We start from the raw sequence: 26,590 nt of genomic DNA, 5'->3' as shown, positions 1-26,590 counted from the left end.
GAAGCGGCAGACCCGGCGCCGGCGCGACATGCGCGCGGCGCCGGCGTTCATACGGTGGCGACCGGATTGACCGGCGACCCGACGAGCCCGCGCAGGTGCAGCGGCGGCGCGGTCAGCAGGAAGCGGTTGCGCCGGTGCGCGTGCAGCCAGTCGGCGAGCGGCGTCAGGTGCCACAGCTCGCCGAGGTGGATGCCGAGCTTGAACAGGCACAGCTCGTGCAGCGGCATCAGCGCGCCGGGCCGCTCGCGCGCCCGCGCATCGCGCGGTCGCTCCTCGACCGCGTGGTTGTCCGCCGCGAGCGCGGCGAGCCCCGACGCGTCGATCCATTCGAGCAGGCGCGGGTCGTTGCCGTCGAGCACGCAGCACACGTCCGGCGCGGCGGGTTCGCCGCGCGCGTCGGCGTCGAGCAGGCGATCGGCAAAGCCCGTATGCACACACACGATGTCGCCGCGCTCGACGATCACGTTGTCCGCGCGCAGCACCGCCATCCACTCCGCGTAGCCGATCTTGCGCCGCTCGTCGCCGAAGTGGCGCCGCAGGTCGACCAGCACGCCGCGCCCCTGCACGCCCGTCTGCGCCATCACCTCGATGCCGAGCGCACGCGCGCCGCCGCGCGGTGCCCCCGCTTCGGGCACCTGGATGTGCTCGTCCATCCGGTAGCCGTTGTAGAACATGCGGGCCCGCTCGCCGTCGCCCGCCGGATCGAACAGCGAGCCGACGTGCGACAGCGCATCCCACTGCGTCGAGAACTGCGAGTGCATGCAGAACGAATCGTCGCAGACCACATCGGTTGCGTTCGCAACCTGTTCATCCGCCCGATAGCCGAAGTAAGGTTTGTCGCCGAGCAGCGCCGGCATGATCGCCGGCGGCCGGCGCCGCGCGTTCAACCCGCCGCCGCGCGGCACGTCGAGCGGCAGGCTCAGCGAAAACACGCGGCCTTCGCGCACCTCCGCGACGCCGCGCAGCACCGCGTCGGCGGTCAGCCAGTTCAGGCGCCCTTTCTGATCGTCCGGGCCGAAATCCCCCCAGTTCGAGCCGGGCGGCCGATGGGTCCAGCGTAGCTTCATGGTTGTCTCCTCCATGCAATGTCCAGGGTGCGGCGGCCGTCCTTCGCGGCCGCGTCGCACGTCGTGCCTACCGCGTGCGGATCACGCCCAGCCCCGCGAGCCGCTCGTATTCGCGTTCGCCGAGCAGCGGCAGCAGGATCTCGCGATTGTTCTCGCCGAGCGCGGGCGCGGGCCGGCGGAACGTGCCGGGCGTGGCCGACAGGCGCGGCGTGATGTTGTGCATCGGCAGGCTGCCGACGTCGTCGTCCGGCAGCTCGACGAGCGCCTCGCGCTCGATCACATAGCGATCCTGAACGATCTGCGCGATATCCTGGATCGGCCCGACCGTCACGCCCGCTTCTTCGAAGAACGCGAGATTGGCATCGAGATCGCGCGCGGCGATGAATTCGCCGACGATCGCATCGAGCGCTTCCGCGTGCTGCACGCGCTGCACGTTGGTCGCGTAGCGCGGATCGTCGATCAGCTCCGCGCGGCCGATCGCGCGGAACAGCCGCTCGGCCATCGCCTGCGTCGAACTCGACAGGCACAGCCACTTGCCGTCGCGGGTCCGATACGCGTTGCGCGGCGCGGTGTTCGACGAGCGGCTGCCGGTGCGTTCCTTGATCTTGCCGGTCATCACGTAGTTCGCGGCGGCCGGGCCGAGGATCGACAGCAGCGGCTCGAACAGCGACACGTCGATCACCTGCCCCGCCGCGCCGTGCGCGTCGCGCGCATGCAGCGCGACCAGCACGGCGATCGCGCCGGACAGCCCGGCCGTCATGTCGCCGAGGAACATCGGCGGCAGCACCGGCTCGCGATCGGCGAAGCCGTTGATCGCCGCGAACCCCGCATATCCTTCCGCGAGCGTGCCGAAGCCCGGCTTGTGGCGGTACGGCCCGGTCTGCCCCCAGCCGGAGATCCGCGCGATCACCAGCTCGGGGCGGATCGCGAGCAGGTCGTCCGGGCCGAGCCCCATCTTCTCGGCGACGCCGGGCTTGAAGCTTTCGACGAACACGTCCGCGTCGCGCACCAGCCGGCGGACGATGTCGATGCCCTCGGGCGCGCGCAGGTCGACGCACACGCTGCGCTTGTTGCGCCCGTATACCTTCCAGTTCGTGCTGATCCCGCCCGCGCCGACCGCGCGCAGCGTATCGCCGCGCTCGCTCTCGACCTTCACGACGTCCGCGCCGAAATCGGCGAGCTGCACGCTCAGCATGTTGCCGGCCATCAGGCGCGACAGGTCGACGACGCGCACGCCCGCGAGCGGCCCCTGCGCGTCGGCGTCGAACGGTTTCGGATGAATCGGGCCGGTGGACGCGCGACGGTGCGCGCCGGCCGCGTGAGCGGCCTGCGGGTCGGGAACGAACATGCTTGTCTCCTGGTTGGTGTATGCGTCGTGCAAGGCGGACTTCGAGGCGCGCTCAGCCGCGCGCGGCGCTACTCGAGCAGCGCGCCGAGCTGGTCGGCCGCGCGAAATGCCGCGCCTGCGGCGGGCAGATCGCCGCCGAGCGCATGCGTCAGCTCGACGGCGGCCGCCTGCACGCGCGGCAGGTAGTCGGCCAGCACCTTCTTGTTGAAGCGATACCGCGGCACGCCGAGCGAGATCGCGCCGCTGAGCACGCGGCCGACGCCGAATGCCGGGCACGCGATCGCCGCGCTTTCCGGATCGCGCTCGGCGATCGATACCGCGTAGCCCTGTTCGGCCGTCTTCTCGTAGTCGCCGCCGCGCGTGCCGCTGAACGCAAGCAGCACACGCCCGGCCGCGCCGACATCGAGCGGGAAGCGGTCGCCCTCGCGCAGGTGCGTGCGCACCGAGCGCTGCGCCTGGATGCGGAACAGGCACACGCGCTGGTCGCCTTCACGCACGTAGAACGCGGCTGTCTCGCCGGTTTCCGCCGACAGTCTCGACAGGATCGGCATCACGTACTCGCGCAGCTGGAACGACTCGCGATACATCATCCCGAGCTGGAACACGGCGGGCCCCAGCACATAGCGCCCGTCCGGCAGGCGCTTGATGAAGCGGAACTGCTCGAGCGACTCGAACATCCGCAACAGCGTGCTCATGTTGAGCCCCGTCTCCTCGCTCACCTGCGCGAGCATCAGCCCGCCGGGCGCGTTGCCGAATGCCAGCAGCGCGGTCAGCGCGCGGTTGACCGCGGCCACGCCGCCCTCTGCCGGACTGCTTGTCTCCACCTTGTTCATGTCCACCTCGTGCGATGCCGGGCTGTTCGTGTCAGGTCGGTGCCACGTCACGATGGCCAGCATCGAAAAATGAAAGTCACTTTCATTATACGCAGATCATCAATGACAGCAACATGAATCCGCAGAGCTTCGCTCGGTCATCATTCTGCAATGATCCTTGATACTAGGCGTTAACGATAATCTTGACGAATGCGGTCATCCATCACAAAAATGAAAGTGACTTTCATTTTATGAGACCGTAGATGAATTCATCGTCACAACCCGTCTGGCGCTCGCTGCTGTACGTCCCCGCGCATGTCCCTCGTTTCGTCGCATCGGCCGCCGCGAGCGACGCCGATGCGCTGATCCTCGATCTCGAGGACAGCGTCCCGCCCGCATGCAAGGCAGCCGCCCGCGACGGGCTGGCCGACGCCGTGCCGGCGCTGCGCGCGCCGGGCCGCGACTTGCTGGTGCGCGCCAACGGCCCGCTCGACCAGCTCGTGCCCGACTTGCGCGCGGCCGTCCGGGCCGGCGTGGACGGCGTCGTGCTGCCGAAGGTGCGCGGCGGCTCGCACATCGAGGCGATCGACGAACTGCTGACCTCGCTCGAAGAAGAAGCCGGCGCGCCGCCCGGCCGCACGCGGATCGTCGCGATCGTCGAAACGCCGCGCGCGTTCCAGGCAATGGACCGGATCGCGCAGGCGTCGCCGCGCGTCGTCGCGATGATGCTGGGCGGCGGCGATTTCGCGCTGAACTGCGAAAGCGGCGCGAGCGCCGATGTGCTGCGCGTGCCGAAACAGTTGCTGATCATCGCCGCGCGCGCCGCCGGCATCCTGCCGCTCGGCCTCATCGGCGGCCTCGACGAACTGCGCGATCTCGACGCGTTCGAGCGCATCGCGCGCGCGTCCGCGGAGCTCGGCTATGCAGGCGCGACCTGCATCCACCCGCTGCAGGTCGGCGCGCTCAACCGTGCGTTTCGGCCCGACGACGCCGCGGTGCGCGACGCGCACGCGGTGCTGGCCGCCTACGACGACGCACGCGCGAACGGGCGCGGCGCGCTGCGCGTCGACGGCCGGATGGTCGACGCGCCCGGCGTCGCCCGCGCGAAGCGCGTGCTCGCACGTCACGCGGCGGTACAGGCGCGCGCCGACGGCGTGCCCCGGTAATGCGGGCGCCGCCCTTCATCGCCGCGCGTCCATGCGCGCGTCGCGCGGTGCGCGCACGCGCCCCGTCACGATGCCGTCCGTTCACCACCCGGCCCGGATAGCGTCGCCCCGCAGCACCGCCGCACCGCTCGACCGGCGCGGCGCCGAACTCAAACAAAGAACAAACCCTGGAAGGAGACAAACCATGGGCAAGCGGATGTCCGCACTGTGCGGACTGGGCCTCGTATCGGCCAGCGCCTGCGCGCAGAGCACGATCACGCTGTATGGCGTAGCCGACATCTATACGGAATTCCTCACCCATCAGGCCGCGCCCGGCGACAAGTCGTCCGCATCGCTCGTGCGGATGGCGTCGGGCGGCAAGAGCGGCTCGCGCTGGGGCCTGAAGGGCGTCGAGGAACTCGGCGGCGGCTGGCAGGCCGCGTTCCGGCTCGAAAGCGGCATCAACCTGAACAACGGTACCGGCACCGGCGCGGGCGGCTTCGACCGCTCCGCATGGGTCGGGCTGCAGCACGAGCGCTGGGGCGCGCTGCGGCTCGGCCACCAGTACACGACGCTGTTCGACGTCATGGAGCGCTATTCGCCGACGGGCGCGTACTCGACGCTGTACGAGCCGGCCGGCGCGATCGTCGGCGTCAACTTCCGCGAGAACAACGTCGCCAAGTACCTGGCGAAGATCGGCCCGCTGACGCTCGAAACACACTATTCGTTCGGCGGCACGCCCGGCGCGTTCCAGTCGAGCGCCGCCTATGGCGCCGGCTTCGACTATGCCGGCGGCGCATTCTCGCTCGCCGCCGCGTTCGACAACGTCAACACGCCGCAGCCGGGCGGCTTCGCGCATTTCCGCCGCTACGCCGCCGCCGCGATCGCGTCCGTCGGACGTGCGCAGCTGCTGGCCGGCGTCACGCACGGCCAGAGCGGCGTCGCCGCGCCGTCGGTCGTGACGCGCTACATGTTCTGGTGGGCCGGCGTGCGCTACGCGATCACCCCTTACCTGCAGGCGATCGGCGCGTTCTATTACGAGGACATCCGCGCGCAGAATGCGCCGAACGCGCAGACACCCACCCCGCACCCGGCCAACCCGCAGCAGGTCACGCTGCAGCTGAACTACTTCCTGTCGAAAGCCGTCACGCTGTACCTGGCGGGCGGCTACGCGCGCCGCGCCGCGCTCGATTTCGACAACTACAACTACAACTTCCTCCACTACACGCTGGCCGGCGACCGCGCCAGCAGCGCGGGCATGGCACTCGGCCTGCGCAAGCTGTTCTGACCTCGCCTCTCCCCAGCCTCAGGAACCTTCGGAGTCTTCGCACAATGAACCGCCGCCACTTCCTTTCCACGCTGACCGGCGCGGCGCTCGCGCTGCCGTTCGCTCACGCCCGCGCGGGCGCACTGCCGGCCGCCGGCGTCAGCCCCGGCCGCCCCGATCTCGCGCAGCAGCTCGCCGACTACGCGGCCGGGCTGCAGTATCGCGACCTCGACGCCGCGACGATCGAAACGATCAAGGCGCACCTGATCGACGCGCTCGGCTGCGCGATCGCCGCGCACGACGAACGTCCGGTGCGGATCGCGCGCGACGCGGCGCTCGCGTCGCCGGGCGGCGTGTCGACGATCGTCGGCACGAACCAGCGCACGAGCCCCGATCTCGCCGCGTTCGCGACCGGCACCGCATTGCGCTACTACGATTTCAACGACGCGTACGCCGGCAAGGAGACCGGCCATCCGAGCGACAACATGTCCGCGTGCCTCGCGGTCGCCGAAGCGCAGCATGCGAACGGCCGCGACCTGATCCTGTCGATCGCGATCGCCTACGAGATCGCGTGCCGGCTGATGGACGCCGCCGCGATCAGCCCGCGCGGCTGGGACCACACGTGCTACAGCCTGCCCGCCGTCGCGCTCGCCGCGGGCAAGCTGATGCGCATGCCCGCGCCGCAGCTGGTGCAGGCGGTGAACCTGTCGATCAACAGCCATCTCGCGCTGAACCAGACGCGCGTCCAGGAATTGTCGAACTGGAAGGCGCTCGCCGATGCGGACGCGGCGCGCAACGCGGTGTTCTCGACGCAGCTCGCGCGCGCCGGGTTGACCGGCCCCGCGCCGATCTTCGAAGGCATGGCGGGATTCTTTCCGCAGGTGTCCGGGCCGTTCGCCGTCGACACGCGCGAATTCGGCGGGCGCGGCGGCGCGTTCCGGATCGGCAAGTGCTTCGTGAAGTTCTATCCCGCGCAAGGGCTCACGCAAACCGCGATTCCGGCGGCGCTCGACGTCGCCGCGCAGGTCGGCGACCTGCGCCGGATCCGGCGCATCGAGATCGACACGACCGAAGTCGGTTATGTGACGGCCGGCCGCGACCGCGAAAAATGGGCGCCGTCGACGCACGAGACCGCCGATCACAGCCTGCCGTACATCGTCGCGCGCGCGATGCTCGACGGCGACATCACGACCGAGAGCTACCGGTCCGACGCGCTGCACGATCCGGCGCTGCGCGCATTGATCGAGCGGATCACGGTGCGCGAGGACCCGGCGCTGACCGCCCGCTATCCCGCGCACGCGCCGAACCGGGTGACGGCCGTGTGCGAAGACGGGTCGACCTGCACGAAGCAGGTGGACGACCTGCCCGGCTCGCCGACACGGCCGATGCGGCGCGACGACTACGAGGCGAAGTTCGCGAAGAACTGCCGGCGGCACTGGAGCCCGGCGCAGATCCGCGCGGCGCTCGATTACCTGTGGCGGCTCGACGAGCAGCCCGACGTCGCGACGCTGCCGCCGCTGCTCGTCGTCGGCTGACCTGCGTGAACGATCCCTAAGCTTCCGCCGCGACGCCGTGCCGTTCGAGCGCTTCCGCGACCTCGACGATGCGGCTGCGCAGCCAAGCGTGCGCGTTGCTGCCGTCATAGCGCCGGTGCCAGTACAGCGACCACGCGACGGGCTCCATCGCGAGCGGCAGGTCGCGGATCACGAGCCGCGCATCGTCGAGGCTCAGCGCATGCCGCTCCGACATGATCACCGCGTACGGCAGCGCATCCAGCATGTTCGGCACGACGAGCCAGTGCGGCACGTTGAGCGCGATGCGCCGCGTGCAGTTCATGTTCGCTAGCAGGTTGTCGACCAGGCTGTGGTCGACCGGGTTGATCGTCACGTTGAGGAAGTCGAGCGCGAGAAACCGTTCGAGCGTCAGCGGCGTGCCCGCTTCCGGATGGCTGCGGCTCATCACGCAGACCATCCGGTCATGAAACACGATTTGCGACGACAGCGTGCCCGAATGTTCGAGGCCGGCGCTGATCGCCAGGTCGAGCAGCCCCGATTCGAGTGCGTCGGCGGTCTTGGCGGCACTCATGTGCACGACGTCCATGCCGATATTCGGGCTGGTCAAGCGCATGCAGCGCAGCAGAGCCGGCAGCAAAAGCAATTCGGTGAGATCCGACATGCGCAACGTGAAATGGCGCTCGGACGTAAAAGGATTGAATTGATAATCCGATTCAAATAATTCCTCGATTTGTTGCATGATCTGTCGAATCGGCATCGCCAGCGCCTGTGCGCGCGGCGTCAACTCCATGCCGACCGCGGTGCGCGCCAGGATCTCGTCCTTGAACAGGAACCGCAGCCGCGCCAGCGCGTTGCTGACGGCCGGCTGCGTGAGGCCGACCTTCTGGCCGGCCCGTGTGACCTGTTTCTCCGTCAATAGCGCATCGAGTATGACCAGCAGGTTCAGATCGATCGAACGTAGATTCATGTTTGCGACCATCCACTAAACAGGTTAAACACCGCCTCCGATTGCGATCGCTAAATTCCGCAATCGGAGCAATCCCCTGATATTTAGTGCAATGCACAAGAATAGTCCAATCTTGACGTATCTATATTTTTAGGTATCGAGCGGTATTGGTTAATTTTTTAAATTAGTGGGTCCGTTTCGCATCGATTCTTCCGGATACCGTGCCAATCGGCCATTTGATTCGCGATTTTTGAAAAAAGGTCGCATTGCAAAAAAATGCGGGCGACCGCCGCCCCGGCGGCCGCCCGCAAGCTCAAACGGTCGCGACGGGGTTCGCCGGTGCGCCGACCAGGCCGCGGATATGCAGCGGCGGCGCGGTCAGCAGAAACCGGTTCCGGCCGTGTGCATGCAGCCAGTTCGCGAGCGGCGTCAGGTGCCACAGCTCGCCGAGGTGAATGCCGAGCTTGAACAGGCACAGTTCGTGAAGCGGCATCAGCGCGCCCGGTTGCGCGAGCGGTTGCGCATGCTGCGGACGTTCCTCGATCGCATGGTTGTCGGCCACGAGCGCGGCCAGCCCCGATTCGTCGATCCATTGCAGCAGCCGCGCATCGCTGCTGTCCAGCACGCACGCGCTCGCGACCGTCGCCGGCGATCCGCCGTCGTCATGCAGCAGCAGATCCGCAAAGCCGGTGTGAATGCAGACGATGTCGCCGCGCTCGACCTGCACGCGGTCCGCCTCCATCACCTGCATCAGTTGCGCGAAGCCGACCTTCGTGCGCGCGTCGCCGAAATGACGCCGCAGGTCGATCAGCACGCCGCGCCCCTGCACGCCCGTTTGCGCCATCACCTCGATGCCGAGCGCGTGCGCGCCGCCCGTCGCGTCGCCCTCTTGCGGCACCCGCAGATGCTCGCCCATCCGGAAGCCGTTGTAGAACACGATTTCAGGCACGCCGTCGTCGTCCGCGTCGAACACGCCGCCCACGTGCGACAGGCCGTCCCATTGCGTCGAGAACTGCGAGTGCATGCAGAACGAATCGTCGCAGACCACATCGGTTGCGTTCGCAACCTGTTCATCCGCGCGATAGCCGAAATACGGCTTGTCGCCGAGCAGCGCCGGCATGATCGCCGGCGGCCGCCGCCGCGCGTTCAGCCCGCCGCCGCGCGGCACGTCGAGCGGCAGGCTCAGCGAGAACGACAGCCCTTCCCGCACTTCGGCTGCGCCCTGCCGCACCTTGTCCGGCGTCAGCCAGTTCAGCCGTCCCTTCTGATCGTCGGGACCGAAGTCGCCCCAGTTCGAGCCGGGCGGCCGCTTTTTCCAGCGGGGTGCATTCAAGATCGGTGCCCTCCTTCAGTGCCCGACGTCAGCGCCGCGAGCGCATCGAGCGGCGCATCGTCGGCGAGCGACCGTACCGCGTCGCGCAGCGCGAGCGCGCGCTCCATGCCGAGCGCCGAACTCGCCGCCAGCACGAATTTCGCGGTGAGTTCCTGTTCGGTCAGCGGCCGCGAATTCGTGCCCTTGCTCGACTCGATCCACGCCTCGCGCACTTGCCCGTCGCGCAGCTCGACGCGCAGCACGGCCGGCAGGAAATGCGGGAAGCGCGCATCGCACCATGGATCGGCCACGCAACGCACCTTCGCGGCCAGCGCGCGCCGTGCGGGGTCCCGCGCAAGCGCATCGTCGAAATCGTCGAACCAGACGCCGAGACCGCCGCCGCCGAGCAGCGCCGCCGCGACCGTGTACGGCCCCGAGAACGCCGCCGCATAACCGTTCGGCGGATTCGCCTTCAACTCCGCCGGCTCGCCGATCGTGCGCAGCGTCGACGTCGCGACCCGCAGCTCGGCCGACACCACGTCGTCCGCCGTCACGCCTTGCGCCTTCAGTTGCAGCGCGGCGTCGATGCCCGGATGCGTGAAGTGGTTGCACGGATACGGCTTGAAGATGATCCGGCTCGTCTCCCATTCGTCGCCCAGGTCGCGCAGCACCGCGTCGACGTCGGCGAGGTCGCCGCACCACGCGTGGAAGAAGCCGAAGCGGCCTTCGAGCGCGGTCGGCGGCGCGGTGACGCCCGCGCCCGCCAGTTCCGCCGCGCTCACGCCCGCATGCGCCGCCCAGCCGCAGTGAATCCGCTTCACCGAGCCGCCGGTGCGGTTCGCTTCGAGCAGGCCCGCGCCCATGCTCGCGGCAATGCCGAGCGCCGCCGCGATCTGCGCGGCGTCGAGCCCGAGCAGCATCGCCGCGGCCGCCGCCGCGCCGACCGTGCCGCAGATCGACGTCGCGTGCTGGCCGCGCTCGAAAAACACCGAATTGCCGAGCCGCTCGTTGTAGGCGGCGACGCCCAGCCGGATGCACACCTCGGTGCCGACCGTGATCGCATCGAGCAGCGCCGCGCCCGACGCGCCGCTCGCCTGCGCGGCGGCGAGCGCGGCCGGAATCACCGACGCACTCGGATGCAGCACCGACAGCATGTGCGAATCGTCGAAATCCATCGCATGCGCGAGCGTGCCGTTGACGAGGGCGGCACTCGCGGCCGGCAGCCGGTCGGGCGCGCCGATCACGCTCGCCGGGCCGGTGCCCGCCCAGCGCCGCGCGACTTGCAGCACCGACTGCACGACCGGTTCGTCGTGCGCGATCAGACTGTTGCCGACCACGTCGAGCACGCGCGCGGCGGCCTCGACGCGCAGCCGGTATTCCAGCCCTCCGGCGCGCACCTCCGCCGCGAAGCGGCCGAGCGCGCCGACGATGCCGTCGGGCGGCGCGGGCCGGTCCGGTGCGACCGGATCGGCGGTGGCCGCCGGAGCGGAAAGCGTCTCGGGTGTGCTCATGCCAGTGCTCCACTGAGTCGAAGATTGTTCGCGAGCGCGAGCGTCACGCGCGCGTTGGCGATCAGCGGCGGCGCGACCACGCGGCCGTCCGGCAGCACGAAGACCGACGACGCCGAGGCCTTGCCCGCTGCCGCATCGACCGCCTCGAGCACCCGCTCGGCTGCGCGAATCTCGTCTTCCGACGGCGTGAACACCTCGTTGATCACCGCGAGCTGCGACGGATGAATCGCGAAGCGGCCGAGAAACCCCATCGACTTGGCGCGCAGCGTCGATTCCCTCAGCCCGTCGAGATCGGGCAGCGTGTGATAGACGGTCTGGATCGGCCCGGCGAGCCCCGCCGCGCGAGACACCACGACGCAGCGCGCGCGGCACACCTCGAGCGTGAAGTTGTCGACGCCGATCTGCAGGTCCGCGCGCAGGTCGCTCTCGCCGAGCCCGATGCGCTCCAGCCGCGGCGACGCGGTCGCGAGCTGGTAAGCCGTCTCGACACCGTACGCCGACTCGATCAGGATCTGGATGCCCGCATCGCTGCCGAGCGCGTCGAGCCAGCCGGCCACTTCCTGGATATGCTGCGGCAGGTCGCATTTCGGCAGGCGCAGCGCCTGAAGCGCCGGCTGCGCGATCGCGTCGACGTCGTCGCGACACCACGGGCTGCCGATCGGGTTGATCCGCACGTAGGTCGGCTTCGGCGGGCCTTCCGCGAGAATCGCGGCGGCCGCCTCGCGTGCCTCGGCCTTGTGGCTGGCCGGCACGGCATCCTCGAGGTCGAGCACGATGGCGTCGGCTTCGCTTGCATACGCCTTGTCCACCACCTGCGCCTTGTGCGCGGGCACGTAGAGGTAACTGCGGTAGGTTGCGCTGGTTTTCATACAATGCCCCGTTCGGTCAAATCGGCGATCTCGTGCCGCTCCAGCCCCAATGCGCCGAATACTTCGTCGTTGTGCGTGCCGCGCGCCGGTCCGCCCCAGCGGATTGCGCCGGGCGTGTCGGACAGCCGGAACGGCACGTTGTGCGTGCGGAACGCGCCGAGCTCCGCGTCGGGCACCGACACGACCGAGCCGAGCGCCGCGTACTGCGGATCGCGGAGCACGTCGGCGACGTCGTAGATCGGCGCGACCGCCGCCTGCGCGCGCTCGAACTCGGCGATCACGTCGTCGCGCGAGCGCTGCCCGATCCAGCCGCCGACCGCCGCATCCAGTTCGTCCGCATGCTTCGCGCGCTCGGCGCCGTTCGCGAACCAGGGTTCGTCGATCAGGTCCGCACGGCCGACGAGGCGCATCACGCGCTCCGCGATGCTGTGCGCCGACGTCGACAGCGCGACCCACTTGCCGTCCGACGTGCGGTACACCCCGCGCGGCGAATTGTTCGGCGAACGATTGCCGGTGCGCTCGGGCACCCGGCCCGTCTGGTCGTAGCTCGCGACCTGCGCGCCCATCGCGGCGAGCATCGTCTCGATGATCGCGAGATCGACGACCTGGCCGCGCCCGGTGTGCTCGCGCGCCTTCAGCGCCGTCATGATCGCGAACGCGGCGTTCAGCCCGGCGACGGTGTCGGCGAGCGGGAACGACGGCAGCAGCGGCGGCCCGTCGGCCTCGCCGGTGACCGACGCGAGCCCGCTCATCGCCTCGGCCAGCGTACCGAAGCCGGGGCGGCTCGCATACGGGCCGAACTGGCCGAAGCCCGTCACCCGCACGAGCACGAGCCGCGGGTTGATCGCGGACAGCACGTCGTAACCGAGCCCCCAGCGTTCGAGCGTGCCGGGCCGGAAATTCTCGACGACCACGTCCGCCTGCGCCGCCATTTCGCGGAAGATCCGCTGGCCGTCGGCCGTGCCGAGATTCAGCGTGACCGCCCGCTTGTTGCGCGCGAGCACCTTCCACCACAACGGCACGTCGTCGCGACGCGCGCCGTACTTGCGCGCCGGATCGCCGTCCGGATGCTCGACCTTGATCACGTCGGCGCCGTAGTCCGCCAGCATCGTCGCCGCGAGCGGGCCCGCGAACAACGTCGCGGCGTCGATCACGCGAATGCCGTCGAGCGGCGCCGGTTTGGACGCGTCCGACGCCGCACCGGCGTCGACGCTCCCCATTTCCACAGTGGCCATGCCGTTCTCCAGTCAGATGGATTGCACGGCGCGCCGCACACCGCCATCATCTGCATGACTAATCGTCTTGCAGCGATGCGGGCGCGGCGCGCGACCTGCCGCTCAGACGGCGTTGATCCGGTAGATCGGGAAATACGTCTGGATCTTCCCGTTCAGGTAGTCGGACGCGAGCTTCGGCACCTCGTCGAAATCGAAGATCTCGGTCGGCTCCTCGCCGATCCAGCCGCTCGTTTCCTGGAAATCGCGGATCGTGATGCTGTCGTCGTAGCGCCACGCGTGCGTGTGGATGTGCAGGCGGCGATTAATGCATTCCGTCGCGCGCAGGTTCCACAGGCGCATCCCGGTCTTCCAGCCGACCGTCGTGACGATACCGGTGCGGCCGACCACGCGCATCGTCGCGCGATACAGCGCGCCGCCGAGGTTGTCGAGGAAGATCGCGACGCCGCGGCCGCCGCTCAGCTCCGCGATCGTCTCCGCGAACACGCGCTCCGACTCGCGATAGCTCGCCTGGTACTCCGGATCGGTCTTGTAGCGCTCGTCGTCATACGCGAGGTTCGGGAACTTGCGGCGATCGACCGGCGTGATGCCGAGCTTCGCGAGCTCCTCGAGGCGCCGGTCATTGCTCGCCGTCATCGCGACGCGAAAACCCTCGCGCTTCGCGAGCTGAAGTTCGGCGAGCGTCGTGCCGCCGCCCCAGCCGAACACCAGGTAGTCGGCCGGATCGACGTCCGGCAGCTGCGAGCGCCAGCACGTCGACGCCACCTTCCAGTTGTCCCACGCGGTGAAGTAGCGGCCGTACGTCGCCCATTGCAGCAGCGAATGACGGCTGTCCGTCGGCACCGCCACGAGGTTGTCGGCGCGCATCTTGGTCCGCTGCGCCATCACGCCGATCGTGCCCGGCGCGTCGTACGCGTAGACAAGCTCGGCGAACCCGTATTCGTCGCGCTTGCCGAACGGCATCACCATGCAGATCTCGCCTTCCTTCAGCGTCTTCACGCCGCTGCCGCGCTCGACGATGCGCACCAGCGCACCGTTGCCGAGCACGATCTTGTCCTCGCGGCGCTGCCGGCAGATGTCGACCGGATTGCGCGACAGCGCGTGGTCGAGGTTCGCTTCCCACGATCCGTACAGCGGCTCGACCAGCACCTCGTCGGCTTCCAGATCGGAGAATTCGAAGGTCTCGCGACGCAGCTCACCCGCCACGGGCGCCTGCTTCCTGCTCGGTTCCGGTCCTGCGTAGAGAACCCATGCATCGGTCTTGATCATCGTCATGCCTCGGTAAATGACTCTGTTTGAATGGTGCACGCCGAACACGCCGCTTCGTTCAGCGCGAATACGCCTGCTTCAGTGCCGCCTCCACGTCGGCCGTCGCGGCGACCTGCCCGAGCTTCGGGAAGATCTGCGTCAGCGCGAAGGTCTGCGCGTCGGTGGACGACGTGCTGACCGCGTCGCTGACGACGACGACGTTGTAGTTGTTCTCGTATGCCTGGCGCGCCGTCGATTCGACGCCGATGTTGGTTGCGATCCCGGTCAGCACGATGTCCGTGATGCCGCGCCGGCGCAGCTGCACGTCGAGGTCGGTGCCGGTGAACGCGCCCCACTGGTGCTTCGTCACGACGATGTCGGACGGCCCGACGCCGAGCGCCGGCGCAAACGCGCTCCATTCAGGGTCGAGATTCGGCGGCGCCGACGGCGCATCCGTCCTGACCTTCAGCGCGACGCCGCCGTCCGGCTGGTAGCTCGTGTGCACGTAGATCACGGGAAGCTTCAACGCGCGGAACGCGGTCGCGAGCTCGACCGTCTTCGCCACGACCTGCGCGCCGGTGTAGGGCACGACCGGCAGCGACACGATGCCGTTCTGCAGATCGATGGCGACCAGGGCGACCGTGCGATTGAGCGTCGGAGTGGACATGTCAAAACCTCACTTCTGTTGGGGGATGGAAGAAGCGGCGGTATCCAGGTGCCGGCTCGACGCTGCGTTGAGCAGCAGCAGCACGCTGATGACCGCCAGGACGATGGCCAGCTCGCGCAGGCCGCGATCGCTCGCCGGATGGCCGAGCGCCAGCCCGACGAGCGCAAACGACAGGCTGCCGCCGACATACTGCGCAGTGCGGTACAGCCCCGAAGCCGTGCCGATCCGGTCATGCGGCGCGCTCTGGTAGAGCGCGGCCTGGTTGCCGAGATTGTTGAAGCCGTTCGGCACGCCGAACACGATCGATAGCAGTACGATCGACCAGACCGGCATCGCGCTCGTGAGCAGGCTCATCACGACGCTGCCGACGCACAGCATCGCGGAGCCGATGATCAGCACCGGCCGCGAGCCGTGACGGTGTGCGAGGCGGGTCGCGAGCATCGTCGCCACGGTGCCGATCCCGGCGACCGGCAGCATCACGAGGCCGGCATCGGCGGCGGACAGGTGCTTGGCCTCCTGCAGCCACATCGGCAGCGCATAGAAGATCGCGTAGAACACCGCGTAGGTGCCGACGCAACGCAGGTACGTACTCGTGAGCGCACGGTTGTCGCCGAGCATGCGGATGTCGATCAGCGGCGTCGCGGCCCGCCGCTCGTGCCCGACCAGCACCGGGCACAGCACCAGCGTCGCGACGAGCAGCAGCCAGTCGGGATCGTGCGTGACCGATTGCAGGAACAGCAGCAGGCTCGCGAGCGTCAGGACGAACAGCACGACGCCCGGCAGGTCCAGTTCCTTCAGCGTGCCCCGCAGCGTGCGGCGTTGCTGCGCGCCGCGCGGGACGACGTCGGCCGGAATCCACAACCATGCCAGCACGAACGCGAGCAGCACGATCGGCACGTTGATCCAGAAGATCGCACGCCAGCCGGCGAACTGCACGAGCGCGCCGCCGAGCGGCGGCCCGAACGCGACGGCCACCTGTGCCGCAACCGAGATCGCGCCGAGTCCGCCCGTCGGCGTCGCGCCGTTCGCGTGCCGCTGCGACCACGTGCGGATCATCGCCATGCCGGCCGGATACGCGGCCGACGTGCCGATGCCGAGCGCGACGCGCGACGCGATCAGCCACCCGAGCGACGGCGCGAACGGCGCGAGCGCGGACGCGATCAATACGATCGCGAGGCCGATGCAGAAGATCCGCTTCGCGCCGAACCGGTCGGCGAGCCGCCCCATCGTCGGCTGGCCGACGGCCGTCGCGAGATAAAGGCCCGACACGAGCCACATGGTGTCGATGCGTTCCTGCCCGTGCGGGTTGAACGCCTGCTGGATGCTGACGAGCGCGACCGCGATCATCGACGAGTTCAGCGCGTTGAGCAGCGTGCCGAGCACGATGGGGCCCACCAGCCTGGCCGGCAGGCGCGGGCCCGCCGCACGCGCATTGCCGCCCGCCGGCGTGACACCGGAAGGCGGGGCTGACACTTTGGCAGGTCGATCGCGGTTCGTTGTCATGGCATCGTCACAGGGTGGTTTCGCATCGCTCGATCAAATTCGAACGTGCGTTCACCTTACCGTTACGATTGCCGTGAATGAAATGGATTGTTGCGATGCACACATTCGTCGCTTGAATGCGGATCGCGAATCTGACGATCGAGCGCGTCCCCTGGGAGCCGGGAATGAAATCGTCAAACGCCCGGCATTCCTTGCTGGGCGGTCATACTCCCGGATCGCGATGAATTTTTTAGATGGAGTACGAAGCGATTTTCTCCGCGCACTCCCTGCGGATGACGATCGTTTTATGCGGCAGCGCAACGGGAATCCAGAGCGGTGGCTCTAGACCGGCACCACACTCGCGAGTGCGGGGGTAATCGACGTCGTTGCGCCCTGCGCCCGCAGGATGAGATCCTGACGCGTTCGAGATTGACGCGGCCGCATGGCCGATAGCCGTCACGACAGCTCGCCGGCGCCTCCGGAACGGTTCCGCGATGAAGCGCGTATCGACCGCGCCGAAGCACAGATAAGCCACGCCCTGGTGACCGTTATCGACGACGCGCTGAAGCAATCGCTCGATGCACGGCGACCCGCCCGATCGCGCCCGGATCGCAGCAGGCGCGACGCCGGACATGCCGGCGTCGCGCGATGCCGCGCTTGCTCCCTGTCATCGATTACACGCCTTGATTCTTCAAGCGGTTCGCGTGCGTGCGGATTACCGCAACCGGATCCTCCACATTCGCGCCGAGCACGCCGAGGATCTGGTTGATCGCATCGGTGTGATTCCAGTGATACGTGCCGAGCACCTGGCCAAACCGCGCGCTGCATTGCGACACGACGCCGTCGTTCGGACCGGCGCTGCGATTGATCATCACCGTGCCGCTGCCGAGGAGTGCCAGCGTCGACGGATCGAGCGCGTTCGCCGGATCGATGGCCCCGCTCACGCTCGTATCGACGGCCCCTGTCACGCCGGCCACCGTCGCTGTCGGCTGGATCGCCGTGCCGCCCCACGAATAAAGCAGGTGCGTATTGCCGCCGACCGTCTCCGTTGACGCGCCGGTTTGACACGAGCCCGGCGCACCGAGCCCTGCGCTCGGGAATTTCTGGTTGTATGCGGCGGCCTTTGCCGTCGTCAGCACCGACAACGCCTGAATCGCATTCTGGTTCGTATTGAAGTTGCTGCTCGTCAACGTGCCGAGCGCATTCGCGAATGCGCCGAGCACGGTCGACGACAGGCCGGTCGGGTCCGTCTGCAGCAGTTGCTGGACGAAGTCCGCGAATTGCGAGCCCCAGTGCGGCGTACTGATCGTCGTCACCGACGCGACCAGTTCCGGCGCAACGGACGCAACATAACGCGATGTCAGGCCGCCCTGGCTATGGCCGATCAGATTCACTTTCTGCGCGCCCGTCGCCGCGAGCACCTGCTTCACGAATGCAAGCAATTGCTCGCCACGCCCGTTCGGGCCATCGTCGCTCTGAAAGCCGGACAGATTGGCAACGTATACCGCCGCGCCGTGCGCCTGCAGGTCCTCCGGAATGCGATACCAGTACTCGACGACGCCACCGTACTTGTCGGTGCCGGTCAGCCCGTGCACGAGAATGATCGGGTACCGGGTCGCCGCATAGTCGTCAACGGCGGTCGTCGCGGCGGTAGCAGCCTGCGCGCCGGCCAGCGACAGAACGGTTCCGACACTCGCGGCCGGGGCCGCGTTCATTGCGATTGCCACCACGGTCGCCACTGCTTTCGCTCGTATCGATCTGCTCATCTTTCTCTCCATTTTTTACGTACATGTCAGTTGCTCGAGGATGAGGATGCGGAATTCGCTGATGCAGGACGCTTCCGGCACTGAAGCGTCGCCCGCGCGCGGGATGTCGGCCGTACCGATTCGACGGCTTGGCGCGACGGCTTGGCCCGACGTGCTCCGACGCCGGAAAACGAATAAAAACGAACACAAACGAACGTTTTCGCACCAGCACGCGAAGTGAATCACGTTCAACAACGCTGTGCAGGTTGTTAGACAGGGCCCTCCAGTCAGTTGACAACGGGTGCATCAACCACTAGATCGATCGATCTTCCTCGACGCCTTGTGATTCCAACCGTTACGTCTTTACACCGTCACGTCGCCCCGCCCTACGTGCCTTATCGCGTTGCCGTCATGGAGCAATGGTCATCAAAGATGCAAAGGAGACCAAACGATCATGTGGAAAAAACCGCATTGCACGAGTGGAACCGGTTTTCAGTACCGATAGCACGGTCGGTCTTGGGGCTTTGCAGGCCAGTCGGTTGGGCGCATACGCCCGACTGACGGGCGCATTCGGCAGGCGGTGTCTCGTCGAGCGAGGCGCACCCGATCGCGGCCTGCGTGCGGCGAATCAACGTGGAGAGGAAGCGCCGCGCTGACGTCTGCCTCGCGGTGTGCGTCGCGCGCTGCCGTACGGTGCCAGGCCCGGGGCGTCATTCAGCATCCACGTCGCGAAAGCCTGCAACGGCCCCTGGGCCAGTTCGATCGGTTCGGGCAGGACGAGGCAGAAGTTTTTCGTGACGGACCTGCCCGCCGGCCAGGGTGCGACCAGCCGCCCCTGCTCGAGCTCCGCGTCGACGTAAAGACGCGGCACCAGCGCGACACCCAGGCCTGCGAGCGCCGCTTCGATCAGCATCGAATGGAGATCGTAGCGCGCGCCAACCGCCGAATTGCCCAGCACGATGCCGGACTCCTGCGCATAGGCCTGCCACGCGTCCGGGTTCTGCCGCCGGTGAAGGCGTGGCAGTGCATCCAGCGACGGGTTCGCCCCGGCGCCCGCCAGCAACGCCGGACTGCACACGGGCACCAGCACTTCCTCCAGCAGCGGATGCAGATGCATCCCCGCCCATGCCGGATGCTCGAAATGAATGGCGGCATCGAAACCGCTCCCGGCCAGCAGGAACGGTTCCATGCGCTCGGCGATATGCACCGTGACGTTCGGATGCCGGTCCTGAAAGTGTTTCAGTCGGGGGATCAGCCAGCGCGTGGCGAAGGTCGGAATGGCGGCGATATCGATGCTCGCGCCTTCGACGGGTTGCCCCATCAGGTACAGGCTGTCCCGTTCCAGCCGGTCCAGAATCTCGCGAACCTGCACGGCGTATCGCGCACCGTTCGGTGCCAGCCGTACCCGGTTGCCGATCCGCTCGAACAGCGTGACACCCAGGAACGCTTCCAGCCGGGCGATCTGACGGCTGACGGCGCCCTCGGTTCGCGCGAGTTCATCAGCGGCTCGGGCAAAGCTGCCGTGTCGGGCCGCGGCTTCGAACGCCTGCAGCGCGGAATTGCTCGGGATCTTGCGGGGCATGCGTGGCTCGCCGGTCAGGGTGGGTTCGACGTCAGCTTGAGCAAATATCACTGAAGGCTGACTTTATTTCGTTTTATGGGCTGCAAATGCGAGCTTAGCATTACGTTACCGCACTGACCATCAAGCGCTCGCTGACGGAAGTGCACCCTGTTCAAAGGACGATCCGATGATCTACACCGTGGAATGCAGCTTCGCCGACGTCGACAGCGAAGCCGAATGGAACGACTTCTACAGCCTTGAAAAGCTGCCTGCCCTGATCTCGGTGACGGGGTTTCACACGTCGCAGCGGTTCAAGGCGATCGGCAGCGGTTGCCCCGTCTATCTGGCGATTCACACGATCGACGGTCTCGATGTCCTGACCGGCGACGAATATCGCCGGAAAGGCGGCGGCAATTTTGCGAAGTGGCAGCAGCACATCACCGACTGGCATCGCAATCTCTATGGCGCTATCGGATTGGCCCCGGCGGTGGAGGAAGGCGAACACCTCGCGCTGTGCGCCGGCGGCCCTGATCCGCTGATCCGGTTGGGCCTCGACCCGCTGGCCATGCAAGCCGTCGCGCTGGAGCAGTTTCCGGCACGACGCTGGCTCGCCGTCGTGCCGCGCAACAGCACGCTGCTTGTCGACGAACGCGCGGAAGGCGTTCACCTTTACGCGCCGATGACGGAGCAACTGACGAGCGCACGCGCCCTTTCAACTGCCCAGGAGTAAGCCCACGATGCCGAACGTCACTTTCTCGATCGATGCACAGCGGATGCCCGCTGACGAAAATCTTGCCGAGCTGTCGCGCGACTGCGTCGAGCTCTGTACGCATGTGCTCGGCGCGGAACTCAAGAACGTCCACGTCATTTTTCAGCCGGTTCTGCACGGGCACGGGCATCCTGTCTACGCGGACATTCGGTATCGCGCCGGGGCGCCCCGCACGTCGGCGGTCATGGACCGGTTCATGGAAGCGCTGGATCGTGCGATCGTTCAGCGCACCGGCCTCACCGCGCGCATTCGGTGTTTTGGTTACACCGCGTCGAACATTCACGCCCGCAACTAGCCCACCATTCACCGATCCGGAGAAGCACGATGGCCACGCTTACCTTTCCCGGCCAGCAAGTCGGGGATTTCACGATTACCGCCATCAGCGATGGCTACCTCACCGCGAGTCTCGACTTTCTGTCGAATATCGATCCGGCCGACGCGTCGAACATGCAACGTGACGCCGGGCAGAAAGAGCCAGAAGCCGTACACATCAATTGCTACGTCGTACGCGGCGCGGGCCGCACCGTGCTCATCGACGCCGGGGCGGGCGGGTTCAGGCAATGGGGCGGCCAACTCAGGACGAACCTGGCGCTGGCCGGTATCGAGCCCGCTGCGATCGACACCATCCTGCTGACCCACGCGCATCCCGATCATGTCGGGGGGCTCGTGAACGGTGCCGGAGAGATCGCGTTCCCGAATGCGGAACTGGTCGTGCATCGACGCGAGGTCGGGTTCTGGCAGGACGACGGGAATCTGAGTCGCGCCAGCGAACGCGCACGCGGAAATTTCCTGGTGGCGCGTCGGGTGTTCGATGCTTATGGCGACCGGCTTCGTCTTTTCGACGACGGACAAGTGCTCCCCGGCATCAACGCACTGCCGATACCGGGGCACACCGATGGACACACCGGATATGTGCTTGAATCCCGCGATCAGGGGCTTCTTGTGTGGGGAGACGTGGTTCATTTCCCGCATATCCAGATTCAGCGCCCGGAGGTGTCGATTGCCTTCGATCACGATGCGTCGTTGGCCGCTGCTACGCGGTCACGGCTTCTGGATCAGGTCAGTTCGGAGGGACTGTTGATCGCCGGCATGCATCTGGGGGAACGCGGGTTCGCACGCATCGAGCGAACGAATGGGGGATACCGTTTGCGTTATGAGCGCGAGGAATGAAGCAGACGGCATCCAGATACCGGCCACTCGTTGCGATCGCGCGGACATCCGCATCGCGACCGCTGCGCGTCCGACCTTCGCGCACGCCTGCTTCACATGTCACTCGCCGCCAGCGAGACCACACATGAAGCGTGCGAACGGGCATTGCCCCCGCCAAACGCCGAGCCGCGTTATTCACCCGCTTGAACCGAGTGGCGCTTTTTGAGGGTTATACGACCTTTGCGCCATACGCCTCGCGTTCCATACTGCACGTGGAAGATCGAGCCGGAAAAGGCACACAAACGCAATTGCGTTTGAAGCCTTCGGCCCGATCAATCACGACGTAAAAATGGAGCAGAAGATGAGGCTTAAAGACAAGTCAGCATTAATCACCGGTGGTACCAGCGGCATCGGCCTCGCAACCGCGAAGCTGTTCATTGCGGAAGGCGCCCGCGTAGCGGTGACGGGCCGCGATGCGACGGTGTTCGAGCGCGTGAAGGCCGAGCTTGGCGAGCATGCGCTCGTTCTCAAGGGCGACGTCCGTTCGCTCGACGATATGCGTGCGATTGCCGCCGAGGTCAAGGAGACGTTCGGCGGCCTGGATGTCGTATTCGCGAACGCGGGCTGGGCGTTCCCGTCCGCGGTCAACGACATCGACGACGCGCTCTATGGCGAGATCATGGACATCAACGTCAAGGGCGTGGTGTTCACGCTTCAGGCGGTGCTGCCGGACCTGCGGCCAGGCGCCTCGTTCATTCTCAATACATCGTTCGTCGCGCAGACCGGCAAGCATGGCATCTCGTTGACCGCGGCAGCGAAAGCCGCCGTACGATCGCTCGCCCGCAGCTGGTCCTACGAGTTTCTCGACCGCAAGATCCGCTTCAACGCGATCGCGCCCGGTGTGATCGACACGCCGCTGCTCACCAGGTGGGGCATGCCCGAAGAATGGGTTCGCGACCGCAAGGCCGAATTCGCCGAAACCATTCCGGTGGGCCGCATGGGCAACGCCACGGACATCGCGTACGCGGCGCTCTATCTCGCCAGCGACGAATCGTCGTATGTCGTCGGCACCGAACTGGTCGTCGATGGCGGCGCGTCGCAGCTTTAAGCCTGCGGCGCGCGATGCCTGAGCCCTGCAAATCACGCGGGCTCATCCCCATCCCGATCTCACGTCCGCCACGCCGTTCGTCGCGGCGGCCATTCAATCCGGCCCAATCTGGTTGCGCTCGCAGAGGGGCCGAAGTGCAAGGAGAAACGATCTTGACCGACCGTAGCGAAGACAATGCTTCCGGAACACCGCTCACGAGAGCGGGCCGTTCGCGCCGCGATGCCCTCAAGCTGGGGGGCGCCGCCACCCTCGGCGCCATCCTGGGCGGCAGCGCGTTGCTCGCGCACACCACCCCTGCTCTTGCGCAGGCCGGCAGCAAGGGCGAACTTGCTCCGAATGAACCGCTCAACATCCTGATCGTCAATTACGACGGCGGGACGTTGCTCGACTTCGCCGGCCCCAGCGAGATCTTCCATCGGCTGCCGAATACGAACGTCCGCTACGCGAGCCTCGATGGCGGCAACGTGACGCTCGAATTCGGCGTCGTGTACGGCAAGACCGAGCGGCTGGCCGACATCGAGAAGACGGACGTGATTCTGGTCCCCGGCGGGTCCGATTTGACGGCGCCGATGCGACCCGCGTACCAGGCGCAGATTCGGCGCCTGGCGGAAAGCGCCAGGCACGTTACGTCGGTCTGCAACGGATCGCTCGTGCTCGCTGCAACGGGCGTGCTCAAGGGCAAGCGAAGCGCGTGCCATTGGGCCTTCGTTAACAAGCTGGCCGAATATGGCGCGATTCCCGTTCCCGACCGCTTCGTGGAAGACGACAACGGCCGGTTCATGAGCGGCGGCGGCGTGACGGCGGGCATCGACTTCGCGCTTCGCGTGGCGGAGAAGCTGCGCGGCCGACAGGCGGCCGAATTCACGCAACTCGTGATCGAATACGATCCCGCGCCGCCGTTCCACTCCGGCCATCCGAGGGACGCGCGGCCGGAAGTCGTCGCGATGGTCGACAAGGAATTGCCCGGCGCCTCCAGGGGGCTCGCACGCATTCCAGGCGTTCGGTGAAACATGCGCCGGCAATGTGCACGGGCCGTTTGCAGGCCTCGATGATCACCGGCTCCGACATTGCCTTCCCGCCCTGCCAATTTTCGCAGTCCTATCAATTCGATCTATAACCGGAAATCACCCGATGCAACAGAATCGTACTTTCGCTACCGCACTTGCAGCAGCCTGCGTCACCTTTTTCGCGTTTGCAACGCCGGCATCTGCCGGTGGTTCGCAACATCCGCCCGAAGCGGCCATCAAAGCCGAGAATGCACGATGGGCGGATGCCTTCGCGCGAGGAGACTACGAATCAATCGGTCGCCTCTATACCCGCGACGGCACACTCTTGCCGCCCGGCGGCGACAAGGTAACGGGGGGCCGCGCGATCACCGAATACCTCACCAAAGGGTATGGCGGATCGAAGCCTGTCACCGTATCGTTCAGCAACTACGAGTTCTACGGCAACGACCGGGTCGTGACCGAGGTTTCGGATACGGAGATCCATGACCACGACGGAAAGCTCAAATACCGCGGCAAGCAGACGCTCATCTTTCTGAAGCAGGGCGGCGCGTGGAAGCTGCATCGCGACATGTGGAACGATTACGGTCCGCTGCCGACGAATGACCAATGAGCATCCGGCGAATCGGATCATGACCTGCCCGCAGCACGACTAGTCCGTTAGACGGACATTCATGCACAGTGCGCTGATCGGCCGGCAGCCGATCAGCGCACGCCGTTCGATCGGCTCTCGCGTCGAATCGCTTGCGGCGGGTGCCCATGCAGTTTGATGAAGGCCCTGCGCATCCGCTCCGGATCGGTGAACCCCACCGCCAGCGCAATCTGTTCGATCGGTTCGCTACCACTCTGCAGGCGCAGCCGCGCCGCCTCGACTCGCAGGCGCTCGACCGCCTTCGCAGGTGTTTCACCGGTTTCCCGGCGAAATGCGCGTCCGAACTGCCGCACACTCAATCGCGCTGCATCGGCGAGCCGTTCGACGGGCAACGCTTCGGCCAGGTGCTCCCGGGCAAAATTCAGCGCGATGCGGATCCGGTCCGATTCCGGCTCCATCTGCGACATCGCCGAGAATTGGGACTGGCCGCCCGGTCGGCGATACGGAACGACCAGATACCTGGAGACAGCACGCGCAATCTCCGCACCCATATCCCGTTCAATCATGCCGAGCGCCAGGTCGATTCCGGAGGCGATGCCCGCCGACGTCCAGATGCGGCCCTCCTCGATATAGATACTGTCGCCTTCGACCCGGGTACGCGGGAAGCGCGACTGCAACTGAGCCGCGTACAGCCAGTGCGTCGTGGCTCTCACGCCGTCCAGCAAGCCGGTTTCCGCCAGCAGAAACGCCCCCGTACACACGCTTGCCACCCGTGAGGCCCGGGCGCCGAGTTTCCTGGCAGCGGCGATGTTCTCCGGAGCCCGCATCGGCTCGATCTCCCCGCCCACGAAAATGACGGTGTCGAACGTACGCCGTCCGATCGGCCGCGTTTCGATCGAAACGCCCGTATTGCCGGGAACCGGGCCGCCGGACTGCGAGATGACCTGGAGGTCGTACGGCGTGTGGCCCGCCGCGGTGGCCACCTGATTGAAGGCCGACAGCGGCCCACCCAGATCGAGCACATCGTAGCCACGGCAGACGAAGAATCCGATTCGATGCATGACGAAGTCGTTAACTGAGAACCCGGAAAGTCTCATTTTATCCGGAACCCTCAAATAACGACATTCCACCTGAAACGAGGGAAAAACGTCCTTTACGCGCTGATCGATTGTCCGTACGCCCAATCGCCGACATCGACCCGGCCGGGACAGGAGCGCGGCCCACGTCACGCCGTATTCACGCTCCGCCACTACATCGGCGACACACGACGCACGCCAGCCAAATTTTGCTTTGATATACTTCGCCGCCCCATTCTTCACGTTCCCGCGGACTTATGACTGCCGCACAGTCGGACAACGCATCATCTGATTTCATGCCGGCCGACCTCAGGCAAAGCGTCGTCACGCAGACGTTGCCGCACTCACAGGTCAGCATCAGTCGGCTGAAGACATCTCGCAGAGATATTGGCCGAACCGCGCCATACGAACTTGAAGACGCCGATCTCGTCGTGTTGCAATTGCGCGCGTTCGGCGAACAGGAATTGTGGCTTGACGGACGTGTCGCTCGTTTCGTCCCCTATCAAGCAGGAACCGTCACGATCCATGACCTCGATCGCAGATGGGTTTCCGACCTGAAGGGAACGTTCGACTGCATCCATTTTCACCTCCCCCGCCGAACGCTGGAGGAGACAGTCGATGAACTCGGAGGCAGGCAGCGGCCACAGCTTTACCTGCCGCCGCATTTGAGCAAGGTGGACCCGATCATTCATCGCCTGGGCCAGGCCCTGCTCCCCGCTTTGGCGCAGCCCGGGCATGCCTCCCGGCTCTTCGTCGACCACGTCGCGCTCGCCTTTCAGACGCATGTCGCGCGCCAGTACGGCGGCGTGAGCGAGCGGCGGGAGAAGTCGACGGGCAAGCTCACGGCGTGGCAGGAGCGAATGGCGAAAGGATTTCTTCTCGAGCACCTGACCGGGAACGTCTCGATTGCCGATGTCGCAAAAGCGTGCGGCCTGTCTCGCGGCTACTTTGTCAAAGCCTTTCATCAGACGACCGGGTTGCCGCCCCATCGCTGGCTGATCAATCAGCGCATCGAGCGCGCAATCACGTACATGCGCACGTCATCCATGCCGCTGCACATGATCTCGGATATCTGCGGCTTCGCGGATCAGAGCCACTTCACCAGAACATTTACGCGCGTCACCGGCGTGTCACCGCGTCGTTGGCGCGCGGACAACATCTGAGGC

General features: G+C 66.6%; 25 protein-coding genes. 10 read left to right on the top strand and 15 right to left on the bottom strand.

Annotated features, from left to right (window positions below):
- Window positions 1–47 precede the first annotated feature (47 nt).
- The 3 genes from E9536_RS23890 to E9536_RS23880 form a co-directional block, all read right to left on the bottom strand.
- A complete protein-coding gene (locus tag E9536_RS23890) occupies window positions 48–1,067 on the bottom strand; it encodes a cyclase family protein (protein WP_136470927.1) in 1,020 nt (339 codons plus the stop codon).
- A gap of 67 nt (window positions 1,068–1,134) precedes the next feature.
- Window positions 1,135–2,415: a CoA transferase gene (locus E9536_RS23885; RefSeq protein ID WP_136470925.1), complete on the bottom strand. Its 1,281-nt coding sequence runs from the start codon at window positions 2,413–2,415 to the stop codon at window positions 1,135–1,137.
- Window positions 2,416–2,483: 68 nt separating this feature from the next.
- Window positions 2,484–3,248 carry an IclR family transcriptional regulator gene (locus E9536_RS23880; RefSeq protein ID WP_034196227.1) on the bottom strand — a complete coding sequence of 255 codons (765 nt, stop codon included), beginning with the start codon at window positions 3,246–3,248 and terminating at the stop codon, window positions 2,484–2,486.
- Window positions 3,249–3,490: 242 nt separating this feature from the next.
- Between E9536_RS23880 and E9536_RS23875 the strand changes: the two genes are divergently transcribed.
- From E9536_RS23875 to E9536_RS23865, 3 genes are all read left to right on the top strand, one after another.
- Window positions 3,491–4,393 (top strand): CoA ester lyase, encoded by a 903-nt coding sequence (locus tag E9536_RS23875; protein ID WP_136470923.1) that lies wholly within the window; start codon window positions 3,491–3,493, stop codon window positions 4,391–4,393.
- A gap of 184 nt (window positions 4,394–4,577) precedes the next feature.
- Window positions 4,578–5,660: a porin gene (locus E9536_RS23870; RefSeq protein WP_136470921.1), complete on the top strand. Its 1,083-nt coding sequence runs from the start codon at window positions 4,578–4,580 to the stop codon at window positions 5,658–5,660.
- Window positions 5,661–5,704: 44 nt separating this feature from the next.
- On the top strand, window positions 5,705–7,174 hold the full coding sequence (locus E9536_RS23865; RefSeq protein WP_136470919.1) for an MmgE/PrpD family protein: 1,470 nt from the start codon (window positions 5,705–5,707) through the stop codon (window positions 7,172–7,174).
- Window positions 7,175–7,190: 16 nt separating this feature from the next.
- Here the strand turns inward: E9536_RS23865 and E9536_RS23860 are convergent, their stop codons facing one another.
- The 11 genes from E9536_RS23860 to E9536_RS23815 all read right to left on the bottom strand — a co-directional run bounded on the left by E9536_RS23860 (window position 7,191) and on the right by E9536_RS23815 (window position 19,747).
- Window positions 7,191–8,120: a LysR family transcriptional regulator gene (locus E9536_RS23860; protein WP_059699660.1), complete on the bottom strand. Its 930-nt coding sequence runs from the start codon at window positions 8,118–8,120 to the stop codon at window positions 7,191–7,193.
- A 292-nt stretch (window positions 8,121–8,412) separates the two neighbouring features.
- Window positions 8,413–9,432 (bottom strand): cyclase family protein, encoded by a 1,020-nt coding sequence (locus E9536_RS23855; RefSeq protein ID WP_060196938.1) that lies wholly within the window; start codon window positions 9,430–9,432, stop codon window positions 8,413–8,415.
- Window positions 9,429–10,922 carry an MmgE/PrpD family protein gene (locus E9536_RS23850; RefSeq protein ID WP_059699432.1) on the bottom strand — a complete coding sequence of 498 codons (1,494 nt, stop codon included), beginning with the start codon at window positions 10,920–10,922 and terminating at the stop codon, window positions 9,429–9,431. Before E9536_RS23850 ends, E9536_RS23855 begins: the two co-directional genes overlap by 4 nt.
- Window positions 10,919–11,791 carry a CoA ester lyase gene (locus E9536_RS23845; RefSeq protein ID WP_060084620.1) on the bottom strand — a complete coding sequence of 291 codons (873 nt, stop codon included), beginning with the start codon at window positions 11,789–11,791 and terminating at the stop codon, window positions 10,919–10,921. Before E9536_RS23845 ends, E9536_RS23850 begins: the two co-directional genes overlap by 4 nt.
- Window positions 11,788–13,011, bottom strand: a complete 1,224-nt coding sequence (locus E9536_RS23840) for a CoA transferase (RefSeq protein WP_240439899.1) — start codon at window positions 13,009–13,011, stop codon at window positions 11,788–11,790. The genes E9536_RS23845 and E9536_RS23840 overlap by 4 nt, the downstream gene beginning before the upstream one ends.
- A 117-nt stretch (window positions 13,012–13,128) precedes the next feature.
- Window positions 13,129–14,292, bottom strand: coding sequence for a zinc-binding alcohol dehydrogenase family protein (locus E9536_RS23835; RefSeq protein WP_027792762.1), 1,164 nt, complete (start codon window positions 14,290–14,292; stop codon window positions 13,129–13,131).
- 58 nt (window positions 14,293–14,350) lie between these two features.
- The gene (locus E9536_RS23830) at window positions 14,351–14,938 is read right to left on the bottom strand and encodes a hydrolase (protein ID WP_027792763.1); all 588 of its coding nucleotides are present in this window, start codon (window positions 14,936–14,938) and stop codon (window positions 14,351–14,353) included.
- A 9-nt stretch (window positions 14,939–14,947) separates the two neighbouring features.
- On the bottom strand, window positions 14,948–16,441 hold the full coding sequence (locus E9536_RS23825; protein WP_124535299.1) for an MFS transporter: 1,494 nt from the start codon (window positions 16,439–16,441) through the stop codon (window positions 14,948–14,950).
- Window positions 16,442–16,670: 229 nt separating this feature from the next.
- A complete protein-coding gene (locus E9536_RS41555) occupies window positions 16,671–17,054 on the bottom strand; it encodes a hypothetical protein (protein ID WP_168799567.1) in 384 nt (127 codons plus the stop codon).
- Between the two features lie 40 nt (window positions 17,055–17,094).
- Window positions 17,095–18,186 carry a triacylglycerol lipase gene (locus tag E9536_RS23820; RefSeq protein WP_060084689.1) on the bottom strand — a complete coding sequence of 364 codons (1,092 nt, stop codon included), beginning with the start codon at window positions 18,184–18,186 and terminating at the stop codon, window positions 17,095–17,097.
- Window positions 18,187–18,793: 607 nt separating this feature from the next.
- Window positions 18,794–19,747: a LysR substrate-binding domain-containing protein gene (locus E9536_RS23815; RefSeq protein ID WP_060372577.1), complete on the bottom strand. Its 954-nt coding sequence runs from the start codon at window positions 19,745–19,747 to the stop codon at window positions 18,794–18,796.
- A 166-nt stretch (window positions 19,748–19,913) separates the two neighbouring features.
- Here E9536_RS23815 and E9536_RS23810 point away from each other — a divergent pair, with 166 nt between their 5' ends.
- From E9536_RS23810 to E9536_RS23785, 6 genes are all read left to right on the top strand, one after another.
- Window positions 19,914–20,456, top strand: coding sequence for a hypothetical protein (locus E9536_RS23810; protein WP_060372576.1), 543 nt, complete (start codon window positions 19,914–19,916; stop codon window positions 20,454–20,456).
- Between the two features lie 7 nt (window positions 20,457–20,463).
- Window positions 20,464–20,790, top strand: a complete 327-nt coding sequence (locus E9536_RS23805) for a hypothetical protein (RefSeq protein WP_060372575.1) — start codon at window positions 20,464–20,466, stop codon at window positions 20,788–20,790.
- A gap of 29 nt (window positions 20,791–20,819) precedes the next feature.
- Window positions 20,820–21,665 carry an MBL fold metallo-hydrolase gene (locus tag E9536_RS23800; RefSeq protein WP_136470917.1) on the top strand — a complete coding sequence of 282 codons (846 nt, stop codon included), beginning with the start codon at window positions 20,820–20,822 and terminating at the stop codon, window positions 21,663–21,665.
- Window positions 21,666–22,005: 340 nt separating this feature from the next.
- The gene (locus E9536_RS23795; RefSeq protein ID WP_136471010.1) at window positions 22,006–22,752 is read left to right on the top strand and encodes an SDR family oxidoreductase; all 747 of its coding nucleotides are present in this window, start codon (window positions 22,006–22,008) and stop codon (window positions 22,750–22,752) included.
- 152 nt (window positions 22,753–22,904) lie between these two features.
- On the top strand, window positions 22,905–23,759 hold the full coding sequence (locus E9536_RS23790; protein WP_027792771.1) for a DJ-1/PfpI family protein: 855 nt from the start codon (window positions 22,905–22,907) through the stop codon (window positions 23,757–23,759).
- Window positions 23,760–23,883: 124 nt separating this feature from the next.
- Window positions 23,884–24,369, top strand: a complete 486-nt coding sequence (locus tag E9536_RS23785; RefSeq protein ID WP_027792772.1) for a nuclear transport factor 2 family protein — start codon at window positions 23,884–23,886, stop codon at window positions 24,367–24,369.
- A gap of 92 nt (window positions 24,370–24,461) precedes the next feature.
- On the opposite strand, the gene E9536_RS23780 is transcribed toward E9536_RS23785, so the two are convergent.
- Window positions 24,462–25,409, bottom strand: a complete 948-nt coding sequence (locus E9536_RS23780; protein ID WP_060372640.1) for a GlxA family transcriptional regulator — start codon at window positions 25,407–25,409, stop codon at window positions 24,462–24,464.
- Window positions 25,410–25,681: 272 nt separating this feature from the next.
- On the opposite strand from E9536_RS23780, the gene E9536_RS23775 reads away from it, so the two are divergent.
- Window positions 25,682–26,587, top strand: a complete 906-nt coding sequence (locus tag E9536_RS23775; RefSeq protein WP_060174424.1) for an AraC family transcriptional regulator — start codon at window positions 25,682–25,684, stop codon at window positions 26,585–26,587.
- Window positions 26,588–26,590 lie beyond the last annotated feature (3 nt).

It is taken from the genome of Burkholderia sp. LS-044, assembly GCF_004803625.1.
GTDB classification, from domain to species: domain Bacteria; phylum Pseudomonadota; class Gammaproteobacteria; order Burkholderiales; family Burkholderiaceae; genus Burkholderia; species Burkholderia cepacia.
Note: the sequence above shows the minus strand (reverse complement) of the source record. Positions and strands in the feature narration are given on the sequence as shown.